At 69.3% G+C, this 17,415-nt stretch carries 18 protein-coding genes; 15 read left to right on the forward strand and 3 right to left on the reverse strand.

Annotation, left to right across the window (positions count from 1 at the left end):
* Positions 1–11 precede the first annotated feature (11 nt).
* Positions 12–554 carry a GNAT family N-acetyltransferase gene (locus IPK27_22830; GenBank protein ID MBK8070338.1) on the forward strand — a complete coding sequence of 181 codons (543 nt, stop codon included), beginning with the start codon at positions 12–14 and terminating at the stop codon, positions 552–554.
* Here IPK27_22830 and IPK27_22835 read toward each other — a convergent pair.
* Together IPK27_22835 and IPK27_22840 are read right to left on the reverse strand one after the other, a co-directional pair.
* Positions 548–1,186 carry a rhomboid family intramembrane serine protease gene (locus tag IPK27_22835; GenBank protein ID MBK8070339.1) on the reverse strand — a complete coding sequence of 213 codons (639 nt, stop codon included), beginning with the start codon at positions 1,184–1,186 and terminating at the stop codon, positions 548–550. The two genes, IPK27_22830 and IPK27_22835, sit on opposite strands and share 7 nt — an antisense overlap.
* Positions 1,183–1,539, reverse strand: coding sequence for an MGMT family protein (locus IPK27_22840; protein ID MBK8070340.1), 357 nt, complete (start codon positions 1,537–1,539; stop codon positions 1,183–1,185). The genes IPK27_22835 and IPK27_22840 overlap by 4 nt, the downstream gene beginning before the upstream one ends.
* A gap of 63 nt (positions 1,540–1,602) precedes the next feature.
* Here IPK27_22840 and IPK27_22845 point away from each other — a divergent pair, with 63 nt between their 5' ends.
* Together IPK27_22845 and IPK27_22850 are read left to right on the forward strand one after the other, a co-directional pair.
* The gene (locus IPK27_22845) at positions 1,603–2,007 is read left to right on the forward strand and encodes a hypothetical protein (GenBank protein ID MBK8070341.1); all 405 of its coding nucleotides are present in this window, start codon (positions 1,603–1,605) and stop codon (positions 2,005–2,007) included.
* Between the two features lie 1,261 nt (positions 2,008–3,268).
* On the forward strand, positions 3,269–4,582 hold the full coding sequence (locus IPK27_22850) for an HlyC/CorC family transporter (GenBank protein ID MBK8070342.1): 1,314 nt from the start codon (positions 3,269–3,271) through the stop codon (positions 4,580–4,582).
* A gap of 16 nt (positions 4,583–4,598) precedes the next feature.
* On the opposite strand, the gene IPK27_22855 is transcribed toward IPK27_22850, so the two are convergent.
* Positions 4,599–5,669 (reverse strand): SAM-dependent methyltransferase, encoded by a 1,071-nt coding sequence (locus tag IPK27_22855; protein ID MBK8070343.1) that lies wholly within the window; start codon positions 5,667–5,669, stop codon positions 4,599–4,601.
* 247 nt (positions 5,670–5,916) lie between these two features.
* Between IPK27_22855 and IPK27_22860 the strand changes: the two genes are divergently transcribed.
* The 12 genes from IPK27_22860 (at position 5,917) to IPK27_22915 (ending at position 17,387) form a co-directional block, all read left to right on the forward strand.
* Complete coding sequence (locus IPK27_22860) at positions 5,917–6,714, forward strand: beta-ketoacyl synthase chain length factor (protein ID MBK8070344.1); 798 nt, start codon at positions 5,917–5,919, stop codon at positions 6,712–6,714.
* A gap of 39 nt (positions 6,715–6,753) precedes the next feature.
* On the forward strand, positions 6,754–7,533 hold the full coding sequence (locus tag IPK27_22865) for a 1-acyl-sn-glycerol-3-phosphate acyltransferase (GenBank protein ID MBK8070345.1): 780 nt from the start codon (positions 6,754–6,756) through the stop codon (positions 7,531–7,533).
* Positions 7,520–7,795 (forward strand): acyl carrier protein, encoded by a 276-nt coding sequence (locus IPK27_22870; protein MBK8070346.1) that lies wholly within the window; start codon positions 7,520–7,522, stop codon positions 7,793–7,795. The genes IPK27_22865 and IPK27_22870 overlap by 14 nt, the downstream gene beginning before the upstream one ends.
* Positions 7,795–8,040, forward strand: a complete 246-nt coding sequence (locus IPK27_22875; protein ID MBK8070347.1) for an acyl carrier protein — start codon at positions 7,795–7,797, stop codon at positions 8,038–8,040. Before IPK27_22870 ends, IPK27_22875 begins: the two co-directional genes overlap by 1 nt.
* The gene (locus IPK27_22880) at positions 8,037–8,597 is read left to right on the forward strand and encodes a hypothetical protein (protein ID MBK8070348.1); all 561 of its coding nucleotides are present in this window, start codon (positions 8,037–8,039) and stop codon (positions 8,595–8,597) included. The genes IPK27_22875 and IPK27_22880 overlap by 4 nt, the downstream gene beginning before the upstream one ends.
* Positions 8,590–10,323 (forward strand): AMP-binding protein, encoded by a 1,734-nt coding sequence (locus tag IPK27_22885; GenBank protein MBK8070349.1) that lies wholly within the window; start codon positions 8,590–8,592, stop codon positions 10,321–10,323. The genes IPK27_22880 and IPK27_22885 overlap by 8 nt, the downstream gene beginning before the upstream one ends.
* A 192-nt stretch (positions 10,324–10,515) precedes the next feature.
* The gene (locus tag IPK27_22890) at positions 10,516–11,259 is read left to right on the forward strand and encodes a glycosyltransferase family 2 protein (GenBank protein MBK8070350.1); all 744 of its coding nucleotides are present in this window, start codon (positions 10,516–10,518) and stop codon (positions 11,257–11,259) included.
* Positions 11,256–12,302, forward strand: coding sequence for an acyltransferase (locus tag IPK27_22895; protein MBK8070351.1), 1,047 nt, complete (start codon positions 11,256–11,258; stop codon positions 12,300–12,302). The genes IPK27_22890 and IPK27_22895 overlap by 4 nt, the downstream gene beginning before the upstream one ends.
* Positions 12,254–13,798: an aromatic amino acid lyase gene (locus IPK27_22900; GenBank protein ID MBK8070352.1), complete on the forward strand. Its 1,545-nt coding sequence runs from the start codon at positions 12,254–12,256 to the stop codon at positions 13,796–13,798. The genes IPK27_22895 and IPK27_22900 overlap by 49 nt, the downstream gene beginning before the upstream one ends.
* On the forward strand, positions 13,791–14,213 hold the full coding sequence (locus IPK27_22905; GenBank protein ID MBK8070353.1) for an acyl-CoA thioesterase: 423 nt from the start codon (positions 13,791–13,793) through the stop codon (positions 14,211–14,213). The genes IPK27_22900 and IPK27_22905 overlap by 8 nt, the downstream gene beginning before the upstream one ends.
* A gap of 362 nt (positions 14,214–14,575) precedes the next feature.
* On the forward strand, positions 14,576–15,073 hold the full coding sequence (locus IPK27_22910; protein MBK8070354.1) for an outer membrane lipoprotein carrier protein LolA: 498 nt from the start codon (positions 14,576–14,578) through the stop codon (positions 15,071–15,073).
* The gene (locus tag IPK27_22915) at positions 15,066–17,387 is read left to right on the forward strand and encodes an MMPL family transporter (protein MBK8070355.1); all 2,322 of its coding nucleotides are present in this window, start codon (positions 15,066–15,068) and stop codon (positions 17,385–17,387) included. The genes IPK27_22910 and IPK27_22915 overlap by 8 nt, the downstream gene beginning before the upstream one ends.
* Positions 17,388–17,415 lie beyond the last annotated feature (28 nt).

Here is a 17,415-nt window from a genome sequence, read left to right on the forward strand (position 1 = left end):
GAGCAAGCTGAATGAATCCGGATTTCACCCTGCGCCTGGCCCAGCCGGACGAAGCGCCGATGCTGTCCGCGCTGATGACCGAGACCTTCCTGGCTGCCTACGGCCACGTCGCCCCGGCCGACAGCCTGGAGCGCCACATCGCGCGCAGCTACGCAGCATCGATGATCGGCGAGCGGATCGCGGCGAAGCAGATCGAGGTCCATGTGCTGGAAACCGGCGATGGCCGCGATGCCGGCTATGTGCAGCTCGGCCTGGCCGTGCCGGCGCCGCAGCAGCTGGCCGGCCGGCGGACGCTGGAAGTGCAGCGCTGCTACATGCGCCCCGAGTACATCGGCGCCGGCGGCTCCGGGCAATTGATCGCGCAGGCGCAGCAGCGCGCGGTGGCACTGGGCCGCGAAGCGGTGCACCTGTCGGTCTACCAGCTGGCGCCGCGCGCGGTGCGCTTCTACGAAAAACACGGATTCCGCCGCGCGGCGGCGATCAAGTACTACATCGACCACGTCGAGTTCGACGACTGGCTGATGGTGTGGGAATCCCCTGGGGAAGCTCAGTAGCGCAGCAATCGGCGCGGCTTCCACGGCAGCCGTCCGCGCCAGTACTGGATCATCATGAAGCCGGTGGCGAGGCCGCCCAGGTGCGCGAAATGCGCGACGCCGCTGGCGCTTGCGGCCACGCCCATGCTCAGTTCCAGCACCGCGAACAGGATCACCAGGGTGCGCGCCTTCATCGGGATCGGCGGGAACAGCGGCATCACGATGCGGTTGGGGAACATCATGCCGAAGCCCAGCAGCACGCCGTAGACGCCGCCGGAGATGCCGACCGTGGGATAGGGCTCGCCGCTCAAGGACGCGACCGCCAGCTGCGCGATGCCGGCGCCGACGATGGCCACCAGCACGTAGAGCAGGAAGGGCCGGCTGCCCCAGAAGCGCTCGAGGTCGCGCCCGAACATCCAAAGACCCAGCGAATTGAAGAACAGATGCTCCGGGCCGCCGTGCAGGAAGCCGTAGCTGAGCAGCTGCCAGGGCATGAAATCCGGCCAGCCGCCGAGCGTCTGCGGCAGCGCGTGGTTGCCCAGCGGCCACAGCGCCAGGTGGACCACCAGCCAGCCCTGGCTGTCGATCATCTGCAAACCGAACATCGCACCGCAAACGACCAGCAGCGCGTAGGTGACAGGCGAGCCGTTCATCCGGGTTCCTGGTCGAAGTAGTCGGCCCACAATGCCGCATCCAGCGTGTCTGGCGACTGACGAACGGTTACCCGGCCGTTGTCGGCCACCTGGCAGCCTTCGGCGAGCAGGCGCTCGCGCTGGCGCCCAAAGCCCTCGCTGCCGGGGGGAAACGCAATGCAGCCGTTCGCGCGCACCACGCGATGCCAGGGCACTTTGCTGCCGTCGGCCAGTTGCGACAGCACCCGTGCCACCAGACGCGCGCGCTTCGGCAGCCCGGCGCGCGCGGCGACGACCCCATAGCCGGCCACCGCGCCGCGCGGAATCGCGCGCACCGCGGCCAGGATCGCCTCGGCAGCCGGGTCGGCGCTCATGTCGGCGGCGCCCGGTGCAAGACTGCTAGCATGGATGGCAACTGCATCACCCGGAATCACCCCGTGCACAATTTCGAAGACATCCGTTCGCATCTGGCCAGCCGCCAGAAGCTGACCCAGAACCAGCCTTTCGTGCTGAGTTTCGACCTCAGCCTGCCAGGCGGCCGCGTGCAGAGTCTATTCCTCGCCGACATCGAAACCGAAGACGGCCGCCGCGTGCTGCGCATGTCGACCCCGGTGGCGCCGCTCGCGCGGCTGCCGGCCGAGAAGTGTCTGCGCTTCAACTGGGCCCAGCGCGTGGGCTTCCTCGCGGTGGACGACCTCGACGGCGTGGCCTATGTGCACCTGTGCGAGAACCGCAGCTACGGCACCCTCGGAACCCGCGAGTTGGATCGCGTGTTGAACGAACTCGGCGAGTTGGCTGATGGGCTGGAGTCGCTGGTGTCGGCGGGCGAGGATCGGCTCTGAAGCTGGTGTTGGTATTGGTTGGTGGTGTTGGATGAGAGTACCGGTCGCCCCTGGCGGTGCGCTTATTCGCGCATCGAACTTCTTCGCGACCCGCGCCACTTTTCTTGTCCGCAAAGGACGCAAAGAACGCAAAGGAAGCGAAAGCGGCTTCCGCTCTTCTTTGCGTCCTTCGCGTCCTTTGCGGACAAACTGCTCTTCAGATCAATGAGTTATCGGCTGTTTGGTGAGAGTCCCGGTCGCCCCTGGCGGTGCGCTTATTCGCGCATCAACTGAGGGCACAGGCCACGGGGCACGAGGGCACGCAAGAGCCAGTTCGGTGCGAAGGAGCGCCTTTGCGTGCCCTCGTGCCCTCTTGCCCTCGTGCCCTCCGAATTTACCTTTTCTAAATCAATGCCTTGCGACATGTTCGGTGAGAGTTCCGGTCGCCCCTGGCGGTGCGCTTATTCGCGCATCGAACTTCTTCGCGACCCGCGCCACTCTTCTTGTCCGCAAAGGACGCAAAGAACGCAAAGGAAGCGAAAGCGGCTTCCGCTTCTTGCGTCCTTTGCGTCCTTTGCGGACAAACTGCTCTTCAGATCAATGAGTTATCGGATGTTCGGTGGAGTCCCGGTCGCCCCTGGCCGGTGCGCTTATTCGCGCTCGAACTGGAGGGCCGAGGCCGAGGCAAGGGGGGGGCACGCAAGAGCCGGTTCGGTGCGAAGGCGCGCCTTTGCGTGCCCTCGTGCCCTCTTGCCCTCGTGCCCTCGCCCCCTTCGAATTTACCTTTTCTAAATCAATGCCTTGCGACATGTTCGGTGAGAGTCCCGGTCGCCCCTGGCGGTGCGCTTATTCGCGCATCGAACTGGAGGGCACGAGGCCACGAGGGCACGAGGGCACGCAAGAGCCAGTTCGGTGCGAAGGAGCGCCTTTGCGTGCCCTCGTGCCCTCTTGCCCTCGTGCCCTCCGAATTTACCTTTTCTAAATCAATGCCTTGCGACATGTTTGGTGAGAGCCGGCGCGGGAAACTCTTGCCACTCCGCTGGAACCAACACCAACAACCCACACCAAGCTATCGGTGTTGGAGGCAAGCAGGCATGAGGAAACTCGCCGTGCACTGCTTTGAACAACACCAACACCAACAACCAACACCAAGCTACTGGTGGGGGTTGGAAGCAGGCCTCGGGGATCCGGCCACCGCCGCTTGAACCAACACCAACAACCAATACCAACACCATGCTTTAATGCAAGGCCGATCCAGGACGCTCGAAAGCGCCACTGATCCATGCCTCTGGAACTCCTGCTGCTGTTGGGCCTGGTCCTGCTCAACGGCTTCTTCGCGCTCAGCGAGATGGCGATCGTCACCTCGCGCAAGGCTCGTCTCAAACATCAGGCCGACAAGAGCCGCGCTGCGCGTGCGGCGCTGACGCTGGCCGAGCACCCGGAGAATTTTCTCTCGGCGGTGCAGATCGGCATCACCCTGGTCGGCATCCTGACCGGCGTGTTCAGCGGCTCGGCGATCGGCGGCCATATCGCCGAAGTCCTGAACGATTTCCCGCTGCTGGCCAAGTACGCCGAGCCGCTGGGCCTGGGCATCGCCGTGGTCGGGATCACCATCCTCAGCATCATTCTGGGCGAGCTGATGCCCAAGCGCCTGGCGCTGCTGGCGCCGGAGAAGATCGCGGTGATCGTCGGCCTGCCGATGCTGATCTTCAGCCGGCTCACGCATCCCTTCGTGGTGGTGCTGGCGGTGACCACGCGCACCTGCCTGCGTCTGCTCGGTGCACGCGGAGACAATGAGTCGAAGGTGACGGAAGAGGAGATCCGCCTGCTGGTGGCCGAGAGCGCCGAGCAGGGCGAGATCGAGGACATCGAGCGCAGCATGATCAACCGCGCGCTGCGCCTGTCCGATCGCACCGCCGAAAGCCTGATGACCCCGCGTAACCGCATCGCCTGGCTGGATGCCGAGGCGCCGCTGGTGGAGAACCTCGCGGTGATGCGCACCACGCCCTACTCCAGCTACCCGGTGATGCGCGGCAGCGACAAGGAAGTGCTCGGCGTGCTCCCGGTCAAGTCGCTGATCGACCGTATCGGCGCCGGCGGCCAGTTCGACCTGTTCAAGAAGCTCGAGAAGCCGCTGTACGTGCCGGAGTCGACGCGCGCGCTGAACCTGCTCAATGAGTTCCGCGATGCCGAGGCGCGGGTTGCGCTGGTGGTCGACGAATACGGCGACCTGCAGGGCCTGGTGACGCGCAATGACGTGCTCGCCGCGATCATCGGCGCCGCCGTGCACGACGGCGCACCGGTGCACGACGACGCCAAGATCGTGCGCCGCGCGGACGGCAGCTACCTGCTCGACGGCGCGCTCAAGATCGAGGATTTGCGCGACTTGCTCGAACTCGGCGCGCTGCCGGGCGAGGACGAACACGACTACCAGACCTTGGCCGGCATGCTGATCGCGGTCCTCGGACACATTCCGCAAGTCGCCGAGACCTACGACTTCGACGGCTACCGCTTTGAAGTGGTCGATCTCGACGGCGCGCGCGTCGACAAGGTGCTGGTGATGGGGATCGACCGCAAGGCGCCGGAACTGGCCTGAGGGCAGCTGAATCAGCTCAGTTCGGCCGCAACCGCAGCAGACTGTGCCCGAGGCCGATGCGATCGACCTGTTCCACCAGTTGCAGCCCGGACTCGCGCACCAGACCGAGGAAGTCCTCGCAGCGGTAGAAGCGCGAGTTGCCGTTGGCGAGGCAGGTGAAATACAGCGAGGTCGCATTCAGGCTGTAGGCGGCGGATTCGAAGCGCTGGCGGTCCGGGAACAACTCGACGATGCACACGGTCGCCTGATCCGGCATCGCCGCGCGCACGCGGCGCAGGATGGCCACCACCTGTTCCGGCGAGAAGCAGTCGAGGAACTGGCTCATCCAGTAGACGTCGCCGTCGGATGGCAGTGGCTGGCCAGGATCGAGCAGGTCGGCCGGGTGCGGCGTCACGCGACTGTCCATTCCGGCCGCGCGCGCATTGGCCATGGCGACATCGAGCTGCGGCGGCAGGTCGACCAGGGTCAGGTGCACCTGCGGGTCGAAGCTGCAGCAGCGCAGCGCGAAGCGCGCGGTGTTGGCGCCGATGTCGACGATCCGCCGCGGCTTGCACGCGAACACGCGCGGCAGCAGCTCGCCGAACGCACGGTCGCTGTAGTAGTGATCGAAGGCGAACCAGGCGCGGCGCGCGGCTTCAGGCAGTTGCGACAGGCCAGGGTAGATCGTTGGCCAGGGACCGAACTCCGCCAGTCCCGCCGGCGCGCCGTCGCGGATCGCCCGGGAAAGGTGCGCCAGCGGCCGCCAGCAGACATCTGCGGTAAAATCCATGTTGGCGCGGGTCATTCCGTCGTGCAGCAGGAACTGGCCCATCCGCGTCAGGCGGAAGCTGCCGTCGCGCTGGCAGACCACGCGCGCGCTGAGGCCCATGTCGAGAAGCACGCCGCAGCCATACGACGAGACGCCGCTGCGTTCGGCGATCTGCTCCAGGTCCAGGCCCACGTCCCCCGCGCCACCCAGCGCAGCAAGCAGGCCCAGGTCGCGCAGCGCCAGCGCTGCCTGGAAGGCGATCGGTGCGAAGGCCAGCCGGGTGGCGGCCTCCTTCGCCTCCAACGCGGACATCGGATCATCCTGGTACCACGCGGTCATCACGATCCTTGGACGTACCACTGACGTCGGGCATGCTAGCCCGGACATTTCGCGAGGTCGCGAGGAAATGGCTCGAATGGATGGTGGGGGGGGGGGGGGTGTGTGCGTTGCGCCCTGCGGTGGACGCCTCTTCCGCTGCCTCTTTTCCCCAGGCCCCCCTCACCCTCTCGCCTCGATCCCGGCGCAAAGCCCTTCGCGATCATCCGCGTGCCCCCACGACATGGCCGGGCTGATTCCATCGCCGCAGATGCCCGTCCCGCAATCCCCACCGCCGATGCGCTTCACCGTCGATGCGTGGTCGGCGTGGGCGCCGGGGCTGGCGGATGCGGACGCCTGGCGCGCCTGGGCGCGCGCGCCGTGGCGGCCGGTGGGCGAGGAGCGCCCGGACTTGCCGCAGTACCCGATGATGCTGCGCCGGCGCGCCGAGCGGCTGGCGCGGATGGCGCTGCACACGGTGTCCGGGGTGCGCGGCACGGCGCCCTGCCCGATGGTCTGGGCCTCGCACCGCGGCGAGACCCAGCGCGCGGTGCCATTGCTGCGCGAGCTCGCCGAGAGCGGCAGCGTGGCCCCCGGCCCGTTCAGCCTCTCGGTGCACAACGCAGTGTCCGCGCTGGAGTCCATCGCGCATGGCGACACCGGCAACTACATTGCGCTGGCGGCCGCGGGCGAGAGCGCCGAGCTGGCCGTGGTCGAGGCGCTGGGCCTGCTCGCCGACGGCCACGACGCGGTCATTGTCACCGTGTACGACGAGACCGTGCCCGACTGCTATCGCCCCTATGTGGACGATGCCGACGCGCCGTTCGCGTGGTCGTGGCGGGTGCGTCCGCGGGCGACGGGGCGGGATTCGAACTGGGCTGGGGAGGGAAGGGGCGGGGGCCCGGGGGCCGGGGGGGGGGGGGGGGCCCGGGGCGGGGGGGGGGTTTTTGGGTCCGGGCCCCGCGCGCGCAGGGGCCCGCTGGATGAATCCCGGCGCCGCACGCCCCCGACCACCTCCCACCCGCGCTGCGCGTCCTCGCCTTCTTCCTTTCCGACGCAGATACCCTGAGCCATGACGGATCGCATTGCCGCTGGACCTGGCGTCGTACTGCCTGATCCGGTCGACCGGCCCTGGCGGGTTCTCGCCACCGGCTTCTGCTTCGCCATGTTCGGGCTGGGCGGACTGCTGCTGCGCTTGCTGGTGTTCCCACCGCTGGCGCTGGCGGTGCGCGATCGCCGGCGCCGCGCGGAGCTGGCGCGCGCCGCGGTGCATCGCTGTTTCCGCGGCTTCATCGAGTTGATGCGCCTGAGCGGCGTGCTGCGCTACGAGATCGTCGGCCGCGAGCGCCTGGACCGGCGCGGCCTGCTGGTGCTGGCCAATCACCCGACCCTGATCGACGTGGTGTTCCTGATCTCGCTGATCGAACACGCCGTGTGCGTGGTCAAGGCGCCGCTGAAACGCAATCCCTTCACCCGCGGGCCGGTGCTCGGCGCCGGCTACATCTGCAACGACGATCCCGAGGGTGTGATCGAGGACTGCCGGCGGGCGCTGGACGAGGGCGGCAACCTGCTGGTCTTCCCCGAAGGCACGCGGACCGCCGAAGATGGCATCATCCGCCTGCGTCGCGGCGCCGCCCAGATCGCAGTGCGCTGCCGCCGCGACATCACCCCGGTGACCATCTCGTGCGTGCCGCGCAGCCTGACGCGCGCGATCCCGTGGTACGTGGTGCCGATACGCCCGATGCATTTCCGCATCCACGTACTGGACGATATCCCGATCGCCGCATACACCGGCGGCGACGAACCCGAAGCGCTGGCGGCACGCCGCCTGACGCAGGACCTGACCGACTATTTCTCGCGGGAGACCCAAGCCCATGCAGGCGCTTGAACTGGAGATCAAGGCGTTGATCATCGAGACCCTCGGTCTCGAGGACATGAAGCCCGAAGACATCGATACCGAGGCCCCGCTGTTCGTCGATGGCCTGGGGCTGGATTCGATCGACGCGCTGGACCTGGGGCTGGCGATCCAGCGCCGCTACGGCATCCACATGTCGGCCGATGCCGAAGAGACGCGCGCGCACTTCCGCAGCGTGCGCGCGCTGGCATCGCTGGTGGCGGCGCACCGCGCCTCGCCGGCGGGAGCGGCCTGATGACTCGCGACGAACTCTACGCCAAGCTGGTGGAGGTGCTGGAGCGCACCTTCGACATCGCGCCCGAGCGCATCCACCTGGACGCCAGGCTGGGCGAGGACCTCGACATCGACAGCATCGATGCGGTCGACCTGCTGGTCGAACTGAAGCAGATCACCGGCGTGCGCCTGCAGCCGGAGGCCTTCAAGTCGGTGCGCACGCTGCGCGATGTGCTCGACGCACTGGTGGCGCTGCTGCCGCAATGAGCGCGCGGCGCGCCACGCTCGCGGCCCTGCTGCTGGGCCTGCTGACGCTGGCCTATCCGCTGCTGGTCTACGCCAGCCTGCGCTGGTTCGAGCCGCGCTGGCTGGGCTTGCTGCTGCTCGCCATCGCCATCGCGCGCCTGGGCGGCGGCCGGCGCGATCCGCTCGCCTGGGCCACGGCAGCCCTGGCGCTGGCGCTTGCGCTGGTCGCCGGCTGGCTCAACCAGGCCTTGCCGGTGAAGCTCTACCCGGTGGCCGTGAACGCGATCATGCTGGCGCTGTTCGGGCTCAGCCTGTGGCAGCCGCCGAGCATGATCGAGCGCCTCGCGCGCCTCAAGGAACCCGAGCTGCCGCCGCACGCGGTGGCCTACACCCGCCGCGTGACCCAGGTCTGGTGCGGATTCTTCATGGTCAACGGCGCCATCGCGCTGTGGACCGCGCTGGCCGCGAGCGACGCCCAGTGGGCGCTGTACAACGGACTCATCGCCTACCTGCTGATGGGTGCGTTGTTCGCCGGCGAATGGCTGGTGCGCCAGCGGGTGCGCGCCCGGCATGCCTGAGACCATCGCCCTCGATACTCTTCTGCCGGCGCTGGCCAATCGCCCGCTGCTGGCCTGGCGCGGCGCGCACAGTGTCGGCGGACCTGCTTTCCTGGCGCGCGTCGGCGCCTGGCATCGCGCGCTCGACCTGCCCGCCGGCAGCACCCTGGCGCTGGTGCATGGCGATGCGATCGAGTTCGCCGCAGCCCTGTACGCGGCCTGGCTGCGCCGGCTGGTGGTACTGGTGCCGGGCGACACCCTGCCGGCCACCGTCGCGACCGTCGCCGCCGACGTGGCCGCCCTGGCCGGCGAGTTCGGCGCGGCCACGACCCACCCGCAGCCGCCCACGGACGCCGAACCGCTGCCGGCCGCGCTGCCGCTCGGCCTGGCGAGCCCCCTGGTGCTGCAGACCTCGGGCTCGACCGGCACACCGCTGCGGGTGCCCAAGACCCTGCGCCAGCTGGACGCCGAAGTACGCACGCTGGAGGCTTGCTTCGGCCATGCGCTCGGCAGCGCGCGGATCGCCGCCACGGTGTCGCACCAGCACATCTACGGCCTGCTGTTCCGCCTGCTCTGGCCGCTCGCCAGCGGGCGCGCTTTCGAGGCGCACGCGCATCCCTACCTGGAGTCCGTGGCGCCGCTGCTGGGCGAGGGTGCGACCGCGCTGGTGTCCAGCCCGGCGCACCTGAAGCGGCTGCCGGCGGGCATCGACTGGCATCCGGGCGGGCGCACGCTGTCGGCGCTGTTCTCCTCCGGCGGTCCGCTGGATGCACCCGCGGCGCAGGCGCTGCAGGCGGCGACCGGCGTGTTGCCGATCGAGGTCTGGGGCAGCACCGAGACCGGCGGTATCGGCTGGCGCCAGCAAGCGAGCAGCGATACGCCGTTCGCGCCGCTGCCCGGCGTGTCGCTGTCCGCGGATGAGCACGGCGCGCTGGTCCTGCGCTCGCCGCACCTCGCCAGCGAGGACTGGCAAAGGCTGGCCGATCGCGGCGACCTGGATCCGGATGGGCGGGTGCGCCTGCGCGGGCGCGACGACCGCATCGTCAAGATCGGCGAGAAGCGTGTTTCGCTCAGCGCCATCGAGCGCGCGGCGGCGGGCGGTCCGTGGCTGAACGAGGTGCGCCTGGTGGCGCTGCCCGGGGACCGGCTGCAGCTTGGTCTGGTGGGCGTGCCCAACGCTGCTGCGCGCGAGGTCCTGCTCAAGGCCGGCCGGCGCGCGCTGGCGGATGCGCTGCGCGCCGGACTGGCCGCGCACTGCGAGCGCGTGGCGCTGCCGCGGCGCTTCCGCTTTGTCCATGCACTGCCGCAGAACAGCCAGGGCAAGACCACCGATGCCGCGCTGGCCGCGCTGTTCGCCGACACCGAAACGCGCCCGCTGCTGCCTTTCCACGACTGGCCTATGCGCGAAGCCTGTCGGGCGACCGCGGAGCTGTGGATAGGCCCGGACCTGTACCATTTCCAGGGCCATTTTCCGGGACAGCCGATCCTCCCCGGCGTGGCCCAGATCGACTGGGCAATCAGCCTGGCGCGCCAGATGTTCGCGCTGCCGCCGCACCTGGTGCGCATGGAGGCGCTCAAGTTCCAGGCACTGATCCAGCCCGGCACCCGCCTCACCCTGGACCTCGAATGGAAGCCAGACCGGCAGCAGTTGGAGTTCCGCGCGCACTCGGCGGCAGGGGCGCATGCGAGTGCCAGGCTCGTGTTCGATAGTGCGTGTTCTGGCGCAGAGGTGAGACGTGAAACGTGAAACGGAGGAAGTGAAACGTGAAACGTAAAACGTCAATGGGCGGCGGCTCTGATTGACGTTTTACGTTTGACGTTTGACCTTTTCGCACCGCAACGTCAAAGGACCGCGCCTCCGATTGACGTTTCACGTTTCACGTTTGACCTTTGATTCCTCACGTTTGAAATTCCCAGAGATTCCGAGCAGCCCCACCCCATGCCCATCCGCCCCCTGATCGTCATCCCGGTCTACAACCACGAACGCGGCCTGGCGACGATGCTCGACGGGCTGCGCGCGAGTGGGTTGCCATGCCTGCTGGTGGATGACGGCAGCGAGCCGGGCTGCGCGGCGGCGCTGGCGGAGATGGCGCGGACACACGCCGGCTGGCTGAGTCTGGTCAGCCGCGCCGAGAACGGCGGCAAGGGCGCGGCGCTGATGACCGGCTTTGCCGAGGCGGCGCGGCGCGGCTACAGCCATGTGCTGCAGATCGACGCCGATGGCCAGCACGACACCGCGGACATCCCGCGCTTCCTGGCCGCGGCGCAGGCCAATCCGCAGGCGCTGATCCTGGGCCAGCCGCGCTACGACCAGAGCGTGCCGACCGGGCGCCTGATCGGGCGCTACGTGACCCATGTCTGGGTCTGGATCAACACGCTGAGCCTGGCGATTGCCGACACCATGTGCGGCTTCCGCGTCTATCCGCTGGCGCCGGTGCAGGCCGTGCTGGCGCAGGAAAAGCTCGGCTCGCGGATGGATTTCGACACCGAGATCGTGGTCCGCCTGCATTGGCGCGGCGTGCGTGTGATCAATCTGCCCACGCCGGTGCGCTACCCTGCCGATGGCGTGTCGCACTTCAAGCTGTGGCTGGACAATTTGATGATCTCGCGCATGCATGCGCGACTTTTCTTCGGCATGTTGTGGCGTGCGCCGCGGCTGCTGTGGCGGCGGCTTGCCGGATGAGCGGGGAGCGCCACTGGGCCGACATCGGTGAGGCCGGCTTCGTCGGCGGCATGCGTTTCCTGGTGTGGACCTACCGCTGGTTCGGGCGGCTGCCGTTCCGCATCGCGCTGTACCCGGTGCTCGGCTACTTCTTCCTGGTGCGCGGCATCGCGCGGCGGGCGTCGCTGGAATACCTCGGGCGGCTGCAGGCGGCGCACGCGGTGTTCGTCCGGCCGCCCGGCCTAGGCACCGCCTGGCGCCACTTCCTGAGCTTCGCGGATGCCCTGCTCGACAAGGTGCTGGCGATGGGCGGCGCCTTCACCCTCGAGCAGATCACGATGGACAACCAGCAGGTGGTGCTGCCGCTGCTGGATGCCGGGCGCGGAGCGGTGATGCTGACCGCGCACGTGGGCAACCTCGAGGTCTGCCAAGCGCTGGCCGAACTGCAGCCCCGGCTGCTTCTGAACATCCTGGTGCACCACGTCAACGCGCAGAAGTTCAACCGCTTGCTGGAACGCCAGGGCGCCAGCCAGGTGCGCCTGATCGAGGTGACCGAGATCACGCCGGCCACGGCGATGGAGCTGGAGCGGCGCGTGGCCGCGGGCGAGATGCTGGTGATCGCCGCCGACCGCCTGACCCCGGGCAGCGCGCGGCGTTCGCTGGCGGTGCCTTTCCTCGGGCCACGCCGCGCACTTCCCGCAAGGCCCGTTCATCCTCGCCAGCCTGCTGCGCTGCCCGGTGTTCCTGGTTTTCTGCACCCGCCGCGCCGGCTGCTACCACATCGATTTCGAAACCTTCGCCGAGCGCATCGAGCGGGTCCGCGGCGCGCCGGACGCGGGCCTGCGTCCGTGGATCGAGCGTTACGCCGCACGCGTCGAGCAGCAATGCCGCCAGGCGCCGCTGCAGTGGTTCAATTTCTATCCCTTCTGGGCGCACCCCGGTTGACCGCTGCTTTCTCGCGCCACCGCCGCGCCCGGCTATCCTCCGTCCTTCACGCCGTGCCCACACCTCCCCGATGCCCGACCGCAACCCGACGCCTGTCCGCTTCGACGGCCAGCCATTGACCATCGAAGACATCGTCGCGCTGGCCCGCCGGCAACGCCCGGCGGTGCTCGACGACAGCGAGCCCCTGCGCCAGCGGATCCAGGCCGGCGCTGATTTCCTCGACCGCGTGCTGGCCGAGGACGGCGTGATCTACGGCGTGACCACCGGCTACGGCGATTCCTGCACCGTCAGCATCCCGACCGGCCTGGCGCTGGAGCTGCCGCAGCGGCTGTACACCTACCACGGTTGCGGCGCGGGGGCGCTGCTGACGCGCGAACAGACCCGCGCGGTGCTGGCCACGCGCCTGAATTCGCTGGTCCAGGGCTATTCCGGCGTGAGCTGGCGCCTGCTGCAGCAGCTCGCCGGCCTGCTCCGGCACGATGTGCTGCCGCGTATTCCGTCCGAAGGATCGGTCGGCGCCAGCGGCGACCTGACCCCACTCAGTTATGTCGCCGCCGTGCTGTGCGGCGAGCGTGAAGTGTGGAAGGGCGAAGGCGCCGAGCCGGCGGCCGATGCGCTCGCCGCTGCGGGCCTTGCGCCGTTGAAGCTGCGGCCGAAGGAAGGCCTGGCGGTGATGAACGGCACCGCGGTGATGACCGCGCTGGCCTGCCTGGCGCACGCGCGCGCCGACTACCTGTCGCGCCTGGCCACCCGCATCACCGCGCTGGCGGTGGTGGTGATCGACGGCAATCCGCACCACTACGACGAGCGCCTGTTCGCGGTGAAGCCGCATCCGGGACAGATGCGCGTGGCCGCGCGGCTGCGCGCGGACCTGGCCGCCGACCGCCCGCCGCGCAATGAGCAGCGCCTGCAGGATCGCTATTCGCTGCGCTGCGCGCCGCACGTGCTGGGCGCGCTGGAAGATGCGCTGCCCTGGCTGCGAACGCTGATCGAAACCGAGCTCAACAGCGCCAACGACAACCCGATCATCGATCCGGATGACCTGCGCGTGCTCCACGGCGGCCATTTCTACGGCGGTCACATCGCGATGGCGATGGACACCCTGAAGTGCCAGGTGGCCAACCTGGCCGATCTGCTCGACCGCCAGATGGCGCTGCTGGTGGATGCGCGCTACAACCACGGGTTACCGGCCAACTTGTCCGGCGCCAGCGGCAGCCGACGGCCGATCAACCACGGCCTGAAGGCGCTGCAGATCAGCGCCTCGGCCTGGACCGCCGAAGCGCTCAAACAGACCCTGCCGGCCTCGGTATTCAGCCGCTCCACCGAGTGCCACAACCAGGACAAGGTGAGCATGGGCACGATCGCCGCGCGCGACTGCCTGCGCGTGCTGGAACTGGCCGAGCAGGTCGCCGCGGCGCTGCTGGTCACGGTGCGCCAGGGCATCGAACTGCGCCTGAAACTGACGCCCGGCAGTACGCTGCCGACAGCGCTGGCGACGATGCAGCAGGATCTCGCGGCCCGGATCGGGTTCATTGACGAGGACCGCGCGCTCGACCGCACCCTGGTCGAACTGATGGCCGCGATCGATGCCCGCGCGTGGCCACTGTATGACTGAGACGCCCGCGGCCTGGCAGGCCGACACCCTGATCGACCCGGCCTTTTTCGATATCGACCCGATGGAGATCGTCTGGCACGGCAACTATGTGAAATACCTCGAGGTGGCGCGCTGCACCCTGCTCGACCAGATCGACTACAACTACTACCAGATGAAGGACTCCGGCTACGCCTGGCCGATCGTGGACCTGCACCTGCGCTACGTGCAGCCGGTGCGCTTCCGCCAGAAGATCCGCATCAACGCGAAGATCATCGAGTGGGAGCACCGCCTGAAGATCCACTACCGCATCTGCGACGACGCCAGCGGCCGCAAGCTCACCACCGGCCACACGGTGCAGGTGGCGGTGGACATCCGCAACGGCGAACTGCAGTTCGAGACCCCGCCGGTGTTGCGGCGGAAGCTGGGGCTGGCGTGAGCCGCATGGCGCCGGGCATCGCGCAGCGTGATCGACGCGCTCCGGGTTGCGCTGATGCACGCGCTGCAGGGTTGTGGGTTGTGGGTTGTGGGTTGTGGGCAGCGCGACCGGCGCGAGATCCCGGGCGCAGGGCAACTTGGCTGGCCGCCATCTTCGCACTCGCCAGTGCCCTTGCTCCTGCCTTTGCTGCCCAGAACCCAGAACCCACAACCCAGAACCCGCTTATCGCTGCCCACAACCCACAATCCACAACCCAGAACCCGCATATCGCTGCCCAGAACCCACAACCCACAACCCAGAACCCGCTGACCGCTGCCACGGACCTCCTCACCACCATCGCCGCCCGCATCCAGCCCGCCGCGGTGCTGCGCGGCGAGTTCGTGCAGGAGCGCACGCTGGTGGGCTTCGCCAAACCGCTGCGCTCCACCGGGCGCTTCGTGGCGGCGCGCGGGCGCGGGGTGCTGTGGATCACGCAATCGCCGTTTCCGGGAGAACTGGTGATCACCGAGGGCGCGATCCGCGAGCGGGTGGACGGCAGCGAGAGCGTGGTCGTCGATGCCAGCCGGGAACCTGCGCTGCAGCAAATCAATCGCGTGCTGCTGGCGCTGCTGCAGGGCGATCTCGCCACCCTGCGCGAGCAGTTCAGCGTGGCTGGCCAGGACGATTCCCAAGGTTGGGCGCTGACGCTGACGCCGCAGCCGCCGTTGAGCGAGGCCATCGGCCTGGTCGAACTGGCCGGAAACAGCCAGGTCGAAGTGGTCAGCATCCGTGAGCACAACGGCGATCTCAGCCGGGTCGAGTTCCATGCGCTGTCCGGCGGCGACGCGCTGACCGCCGACGAAGCGGCGCGCCTTGACTGAATCCGCGCCGCCGCGCCGCCACTGGCTCGCCTGGGCCTGGGCGCTGCTGGTGCTGGGTTGTGCGGCGCACCTGGCGCTGGTCGGATCGCGCGGCGAGTGGCCGGTCGACACCGACGTGATGGCGCTGCTACCGCAGGACACGCGCCACCCCGCGGCCGAACAGGCGCTGGCGCGCTTGAGCGATGCCGCCTCGCGACGGGTGGTCGTGGTCCTGGCCGCCGACGACTTTGCCCGCGTGCGCGCGGCGGCCAGCGAGATCCAGGTGTTACTCGCGGGCAGCGACAGCCCACTGCAGGCGGCGGCGGGCAACACCGGCGCCAGCCGCGAGTTGATCGAGTTCTACGCGCCCTGGCGCGACCGTCTGCTCGCCCGCAGCGACCGCGAGCGCCTGGCGCAGCAGAGTCCCGAGCAGATCGCGCGGGCCGCGGTGCAGCGGCTGTATCGCCCGGGGCCGGGCATGCGGGCGCTCGGGCCGCTGGAGGATCCGCTCGACAGCTACGCCGCCTGGCTCGCCGAGCGCGCCGGCGCCACCCGCTTGCGCCCGCGCGAAGGCTGGCTGTGGCAGCAGGCCGATGGGCACGAGTTGATCGTGCTGCCCTTCGAACTGCGCGCCACCGCGCTCAGCGTCGCGGCGCTGCAGCAGTTGCAGCCGCGCCTCACCGCCGCGCGCGCCGCGGCGGCGGCCCAGGGCGTGGAGATGCTCAGCGCCGGCGTGCCGGTGCATGCCGCCGCCGCCGCGCTGCAGGCCGAGCGCGAGATGAGCCTGATCGGTGCCGGCGCGGCGCTCGGGATCGTGGTGCTGATGCTGCTGTGTTTCCGCCGCCTGCGGCCGATGCTGCTGGTGCTGGGATCGGTGGGTGTCGGCCTGCTGGTCGCGCTGTCGCTCTGCCTGTTGCTGTTCGAGCGCGTGCACCTGCTGACGCTGGTGTTCGGCGCCAGCCTGGTCGGCGTCGCCGAGGACTACGCCATCCACTGGCTCAGCGCGCGGGCGCTGGCGCCGCCCGGCGAGGCCGAGCGCACGACGCGCGCGCTGGTGCCCGGGCTGTGGCTGGCCTTCGCCACCTCCGCGCTCGGCTACCTGGCGCTGGCGCTGGCGCCTTTCCCCGGCTTGCAGCAGATGGCGCTGTTCTCGATCGCAGGACTCGCCGGCGCGCTGGTCTCGGTGCTGCTGTGGATGCCGCAGCTGGTCGGCCGCGAACCGACGGCCACCGCGATCAGCGTGTGGCTGGCCGGCTCCTTCCGCCGCTGGCCCCGGCTGCGCGCCACGCCGACATCGCTCGGCATCCTCGGGCTGCTGCTCCTGCTGGCGTCAGCCGGCGCCGCGCGCCTGCGCAGCAGCGACGATTTGCGCGCGCTGCAATCCTCGCCGCCGGCGCTGGTTGCGGAGCAGGCGCGCATCGGCGCGTGGCTGGCCGAGCCCAGCCCGGTGCAGTTCTACCTGGTACAGGGGCGCGACCACGCCGAACTGTTGGCGCGCGAGGAAGCGCTGGTCGTGAAGCTGGACGCGCTGCGGCAGGAGGGCTTCATCGACGGTCATCGTGCGCTGTCCGACTGGGTCCCTTCGCCCACCCGGCAGGCGCAGGACCGCACCTTGTGGCAACCCGCGGCTGGCGCTGCGCGCGCCGCCATCGCAGCCGAGCTGGGCGGCAGCGGCGCAGCCGCGAGGCCGCTGGCCGACGCTCCGCTGACTCTCGACGAATGGCTCGCCAGCCCGGCGGCGCTGGCGCTCCGCCCGCTGTACCTCGGCCAGCTCGACGGCGCGTTCCAGAGCGTGGTCCAGGTCCATGGGCTCGACTCGGCGGCACAGCTGCCGCGCCTCGCTGCCCAGGCCCAGGCGCTGCCGGGCGTAACCTGGGTCGATCGCATCGGCGACTATTCGCGGCTGCTGCGCGAGTACCGGATCGCCATGATCCAGGTGCTCGGCGCCAGCATCGTGCTGGTCGCGGTCCTGCTGGCCTGGCGCTACCGACGCCAGGCCTGGCGGGTTTTGCTGCCGACGCTGGTCGCGATGCTCGCGGTGCTGGCCTGGCTCGGCTGGCGCGGCGAGCCGCTGCAACTGTTCCACGTGCTCGGCCTGATCGTGCTGCTCGGCATGGCCGACGACTACGGCATCTTCCTGCTCGAAGCGGATGCCGCCGGACCCGCGTGGCTCGGCGTGGTGCTCGGCGCGGTCAACACCCTGCTGGCCTTCGGCCTGCTCGCCTTCTCGGGCACGCCGGCGCTGGCGGCTTTCGGGTTGACGCTGCTGATCGGAATTGCCGTGGCCTGGTTGCTGGCGCCAACCGTGGCGCCCACTCCGCAGCGCCCGGGTTGATCGCACGACCGTGCTCCGGGCGGGCATC

The sequence above is a fragment of the Rhodanobacteraceae bacterium genome (assembly GCA_016713135.1).
Lineage (GTDB): Bacteria > Pseudomonadota > Gammaproteobacteria > Xanthomonadales > SZUA-5 > JADKFD01.

Excerpts from the sequence above, each read along its gene's own strand:
- IPK27_22830 (MBK8070338.1), top strand. The coding sequence starts at position 12 with ATGAATCCGGATTTCACCCTGCGCCTGGCCCAGCCGGACGAAGCGCCG.
- IPK27_22860 (MBK8070344.1), top strand. The coding sequence starts at position 5,917 with ATGCCCGTCCCGCAATCCCCACCGCCGATGCGCTTCACCGTCGATGCG.
- IPK27_22890 (MBK8070350.1), top strand. The coding sequence starts at position 10,516 with ATGCCCATCCGCCCCCTGATCGTCATCCCGGTCTACAACCACGAACGC.
- IPK27_22905 (MBK8070353.1), top strand. The coding sequence starts at position 13,791 with ATGACTGAGACGCCCGCGGCCTGGCAGGCCGACACCCTGATCGACCCG.
- IPK27_22875 (MBK8070347.1), top strand. The coding sequence starts at position 7,795 with ATGACTCGCGACGAACTCTACGCCAAGCTGGTGGAGGTGCTGGAGCGC.
- IPK27_22895 (MBK8070351.1), top strand. The coding sequence starts at position 11,256 with ATGAGCGGGGAGCGCCACTGGGCCGACATCGGTGAGGCCGGCTTCGTC.
- IPK27_22870 (MBK8070346.1), top strand. The coding sequence starts at position 7,520 with ATGCAGGCGCTTGAACTGGAGATCAAGGCGTTGATCATCGAGACCCTC.
- IPK27_22835 (MBK8070339.1), bottom strand. The coding sequence starts at position 1,186 with ATGAACGGCTCGCCTGTCACCTACGCGCTGCTGGTCGTTTGCGGTGCG.
- IPK27_22880 (MBK8070348.1), top strand. The coding sequence starts at position 8,037 with ATGAGCGCGCGGCGCGCCACGCTCGCGGCCCTGCTGCTGGGCCTGCTG.
- IPK27_22840 (MBK8070340.1), bottom strand. The coding sequence starts at position 1,539 with ATGAGCGCCGACCCGGCTGCCGAGGCGATCCTGGCCGCGGTGCGCGCG.
- IPK27_22900 (MBK8070352.1), top strand. The coding sequence starts at position 12,254 with ATGCCCGACCGCAACCCGACGCCTGTCCGCTTCGACGGCCAGCCATTG.
- IPK27_22885 (MBK8070349.1), top strand. The coding sequence starts at position 8,590 with ATGCCTGAGACCATCGCCCTCGATACTCTTCTGCCGGCGCTGGCCAAT.
- IPK27_22850 (MBK8070342.1), top strand. The coding sequence starts at position 3,269 with ATGCCTCTGGAACTCCTGCTGCTGTTGGGCCTGGTCCTGCTCAACGGC.
- IPK27_22855 (MBK8070343.1), bottom strand. The coding sequence starts at position 5,669 with ATGACCGCGTGGTACCAGGATGATCCGATGTCCGCGTTGGAGGCGAAG.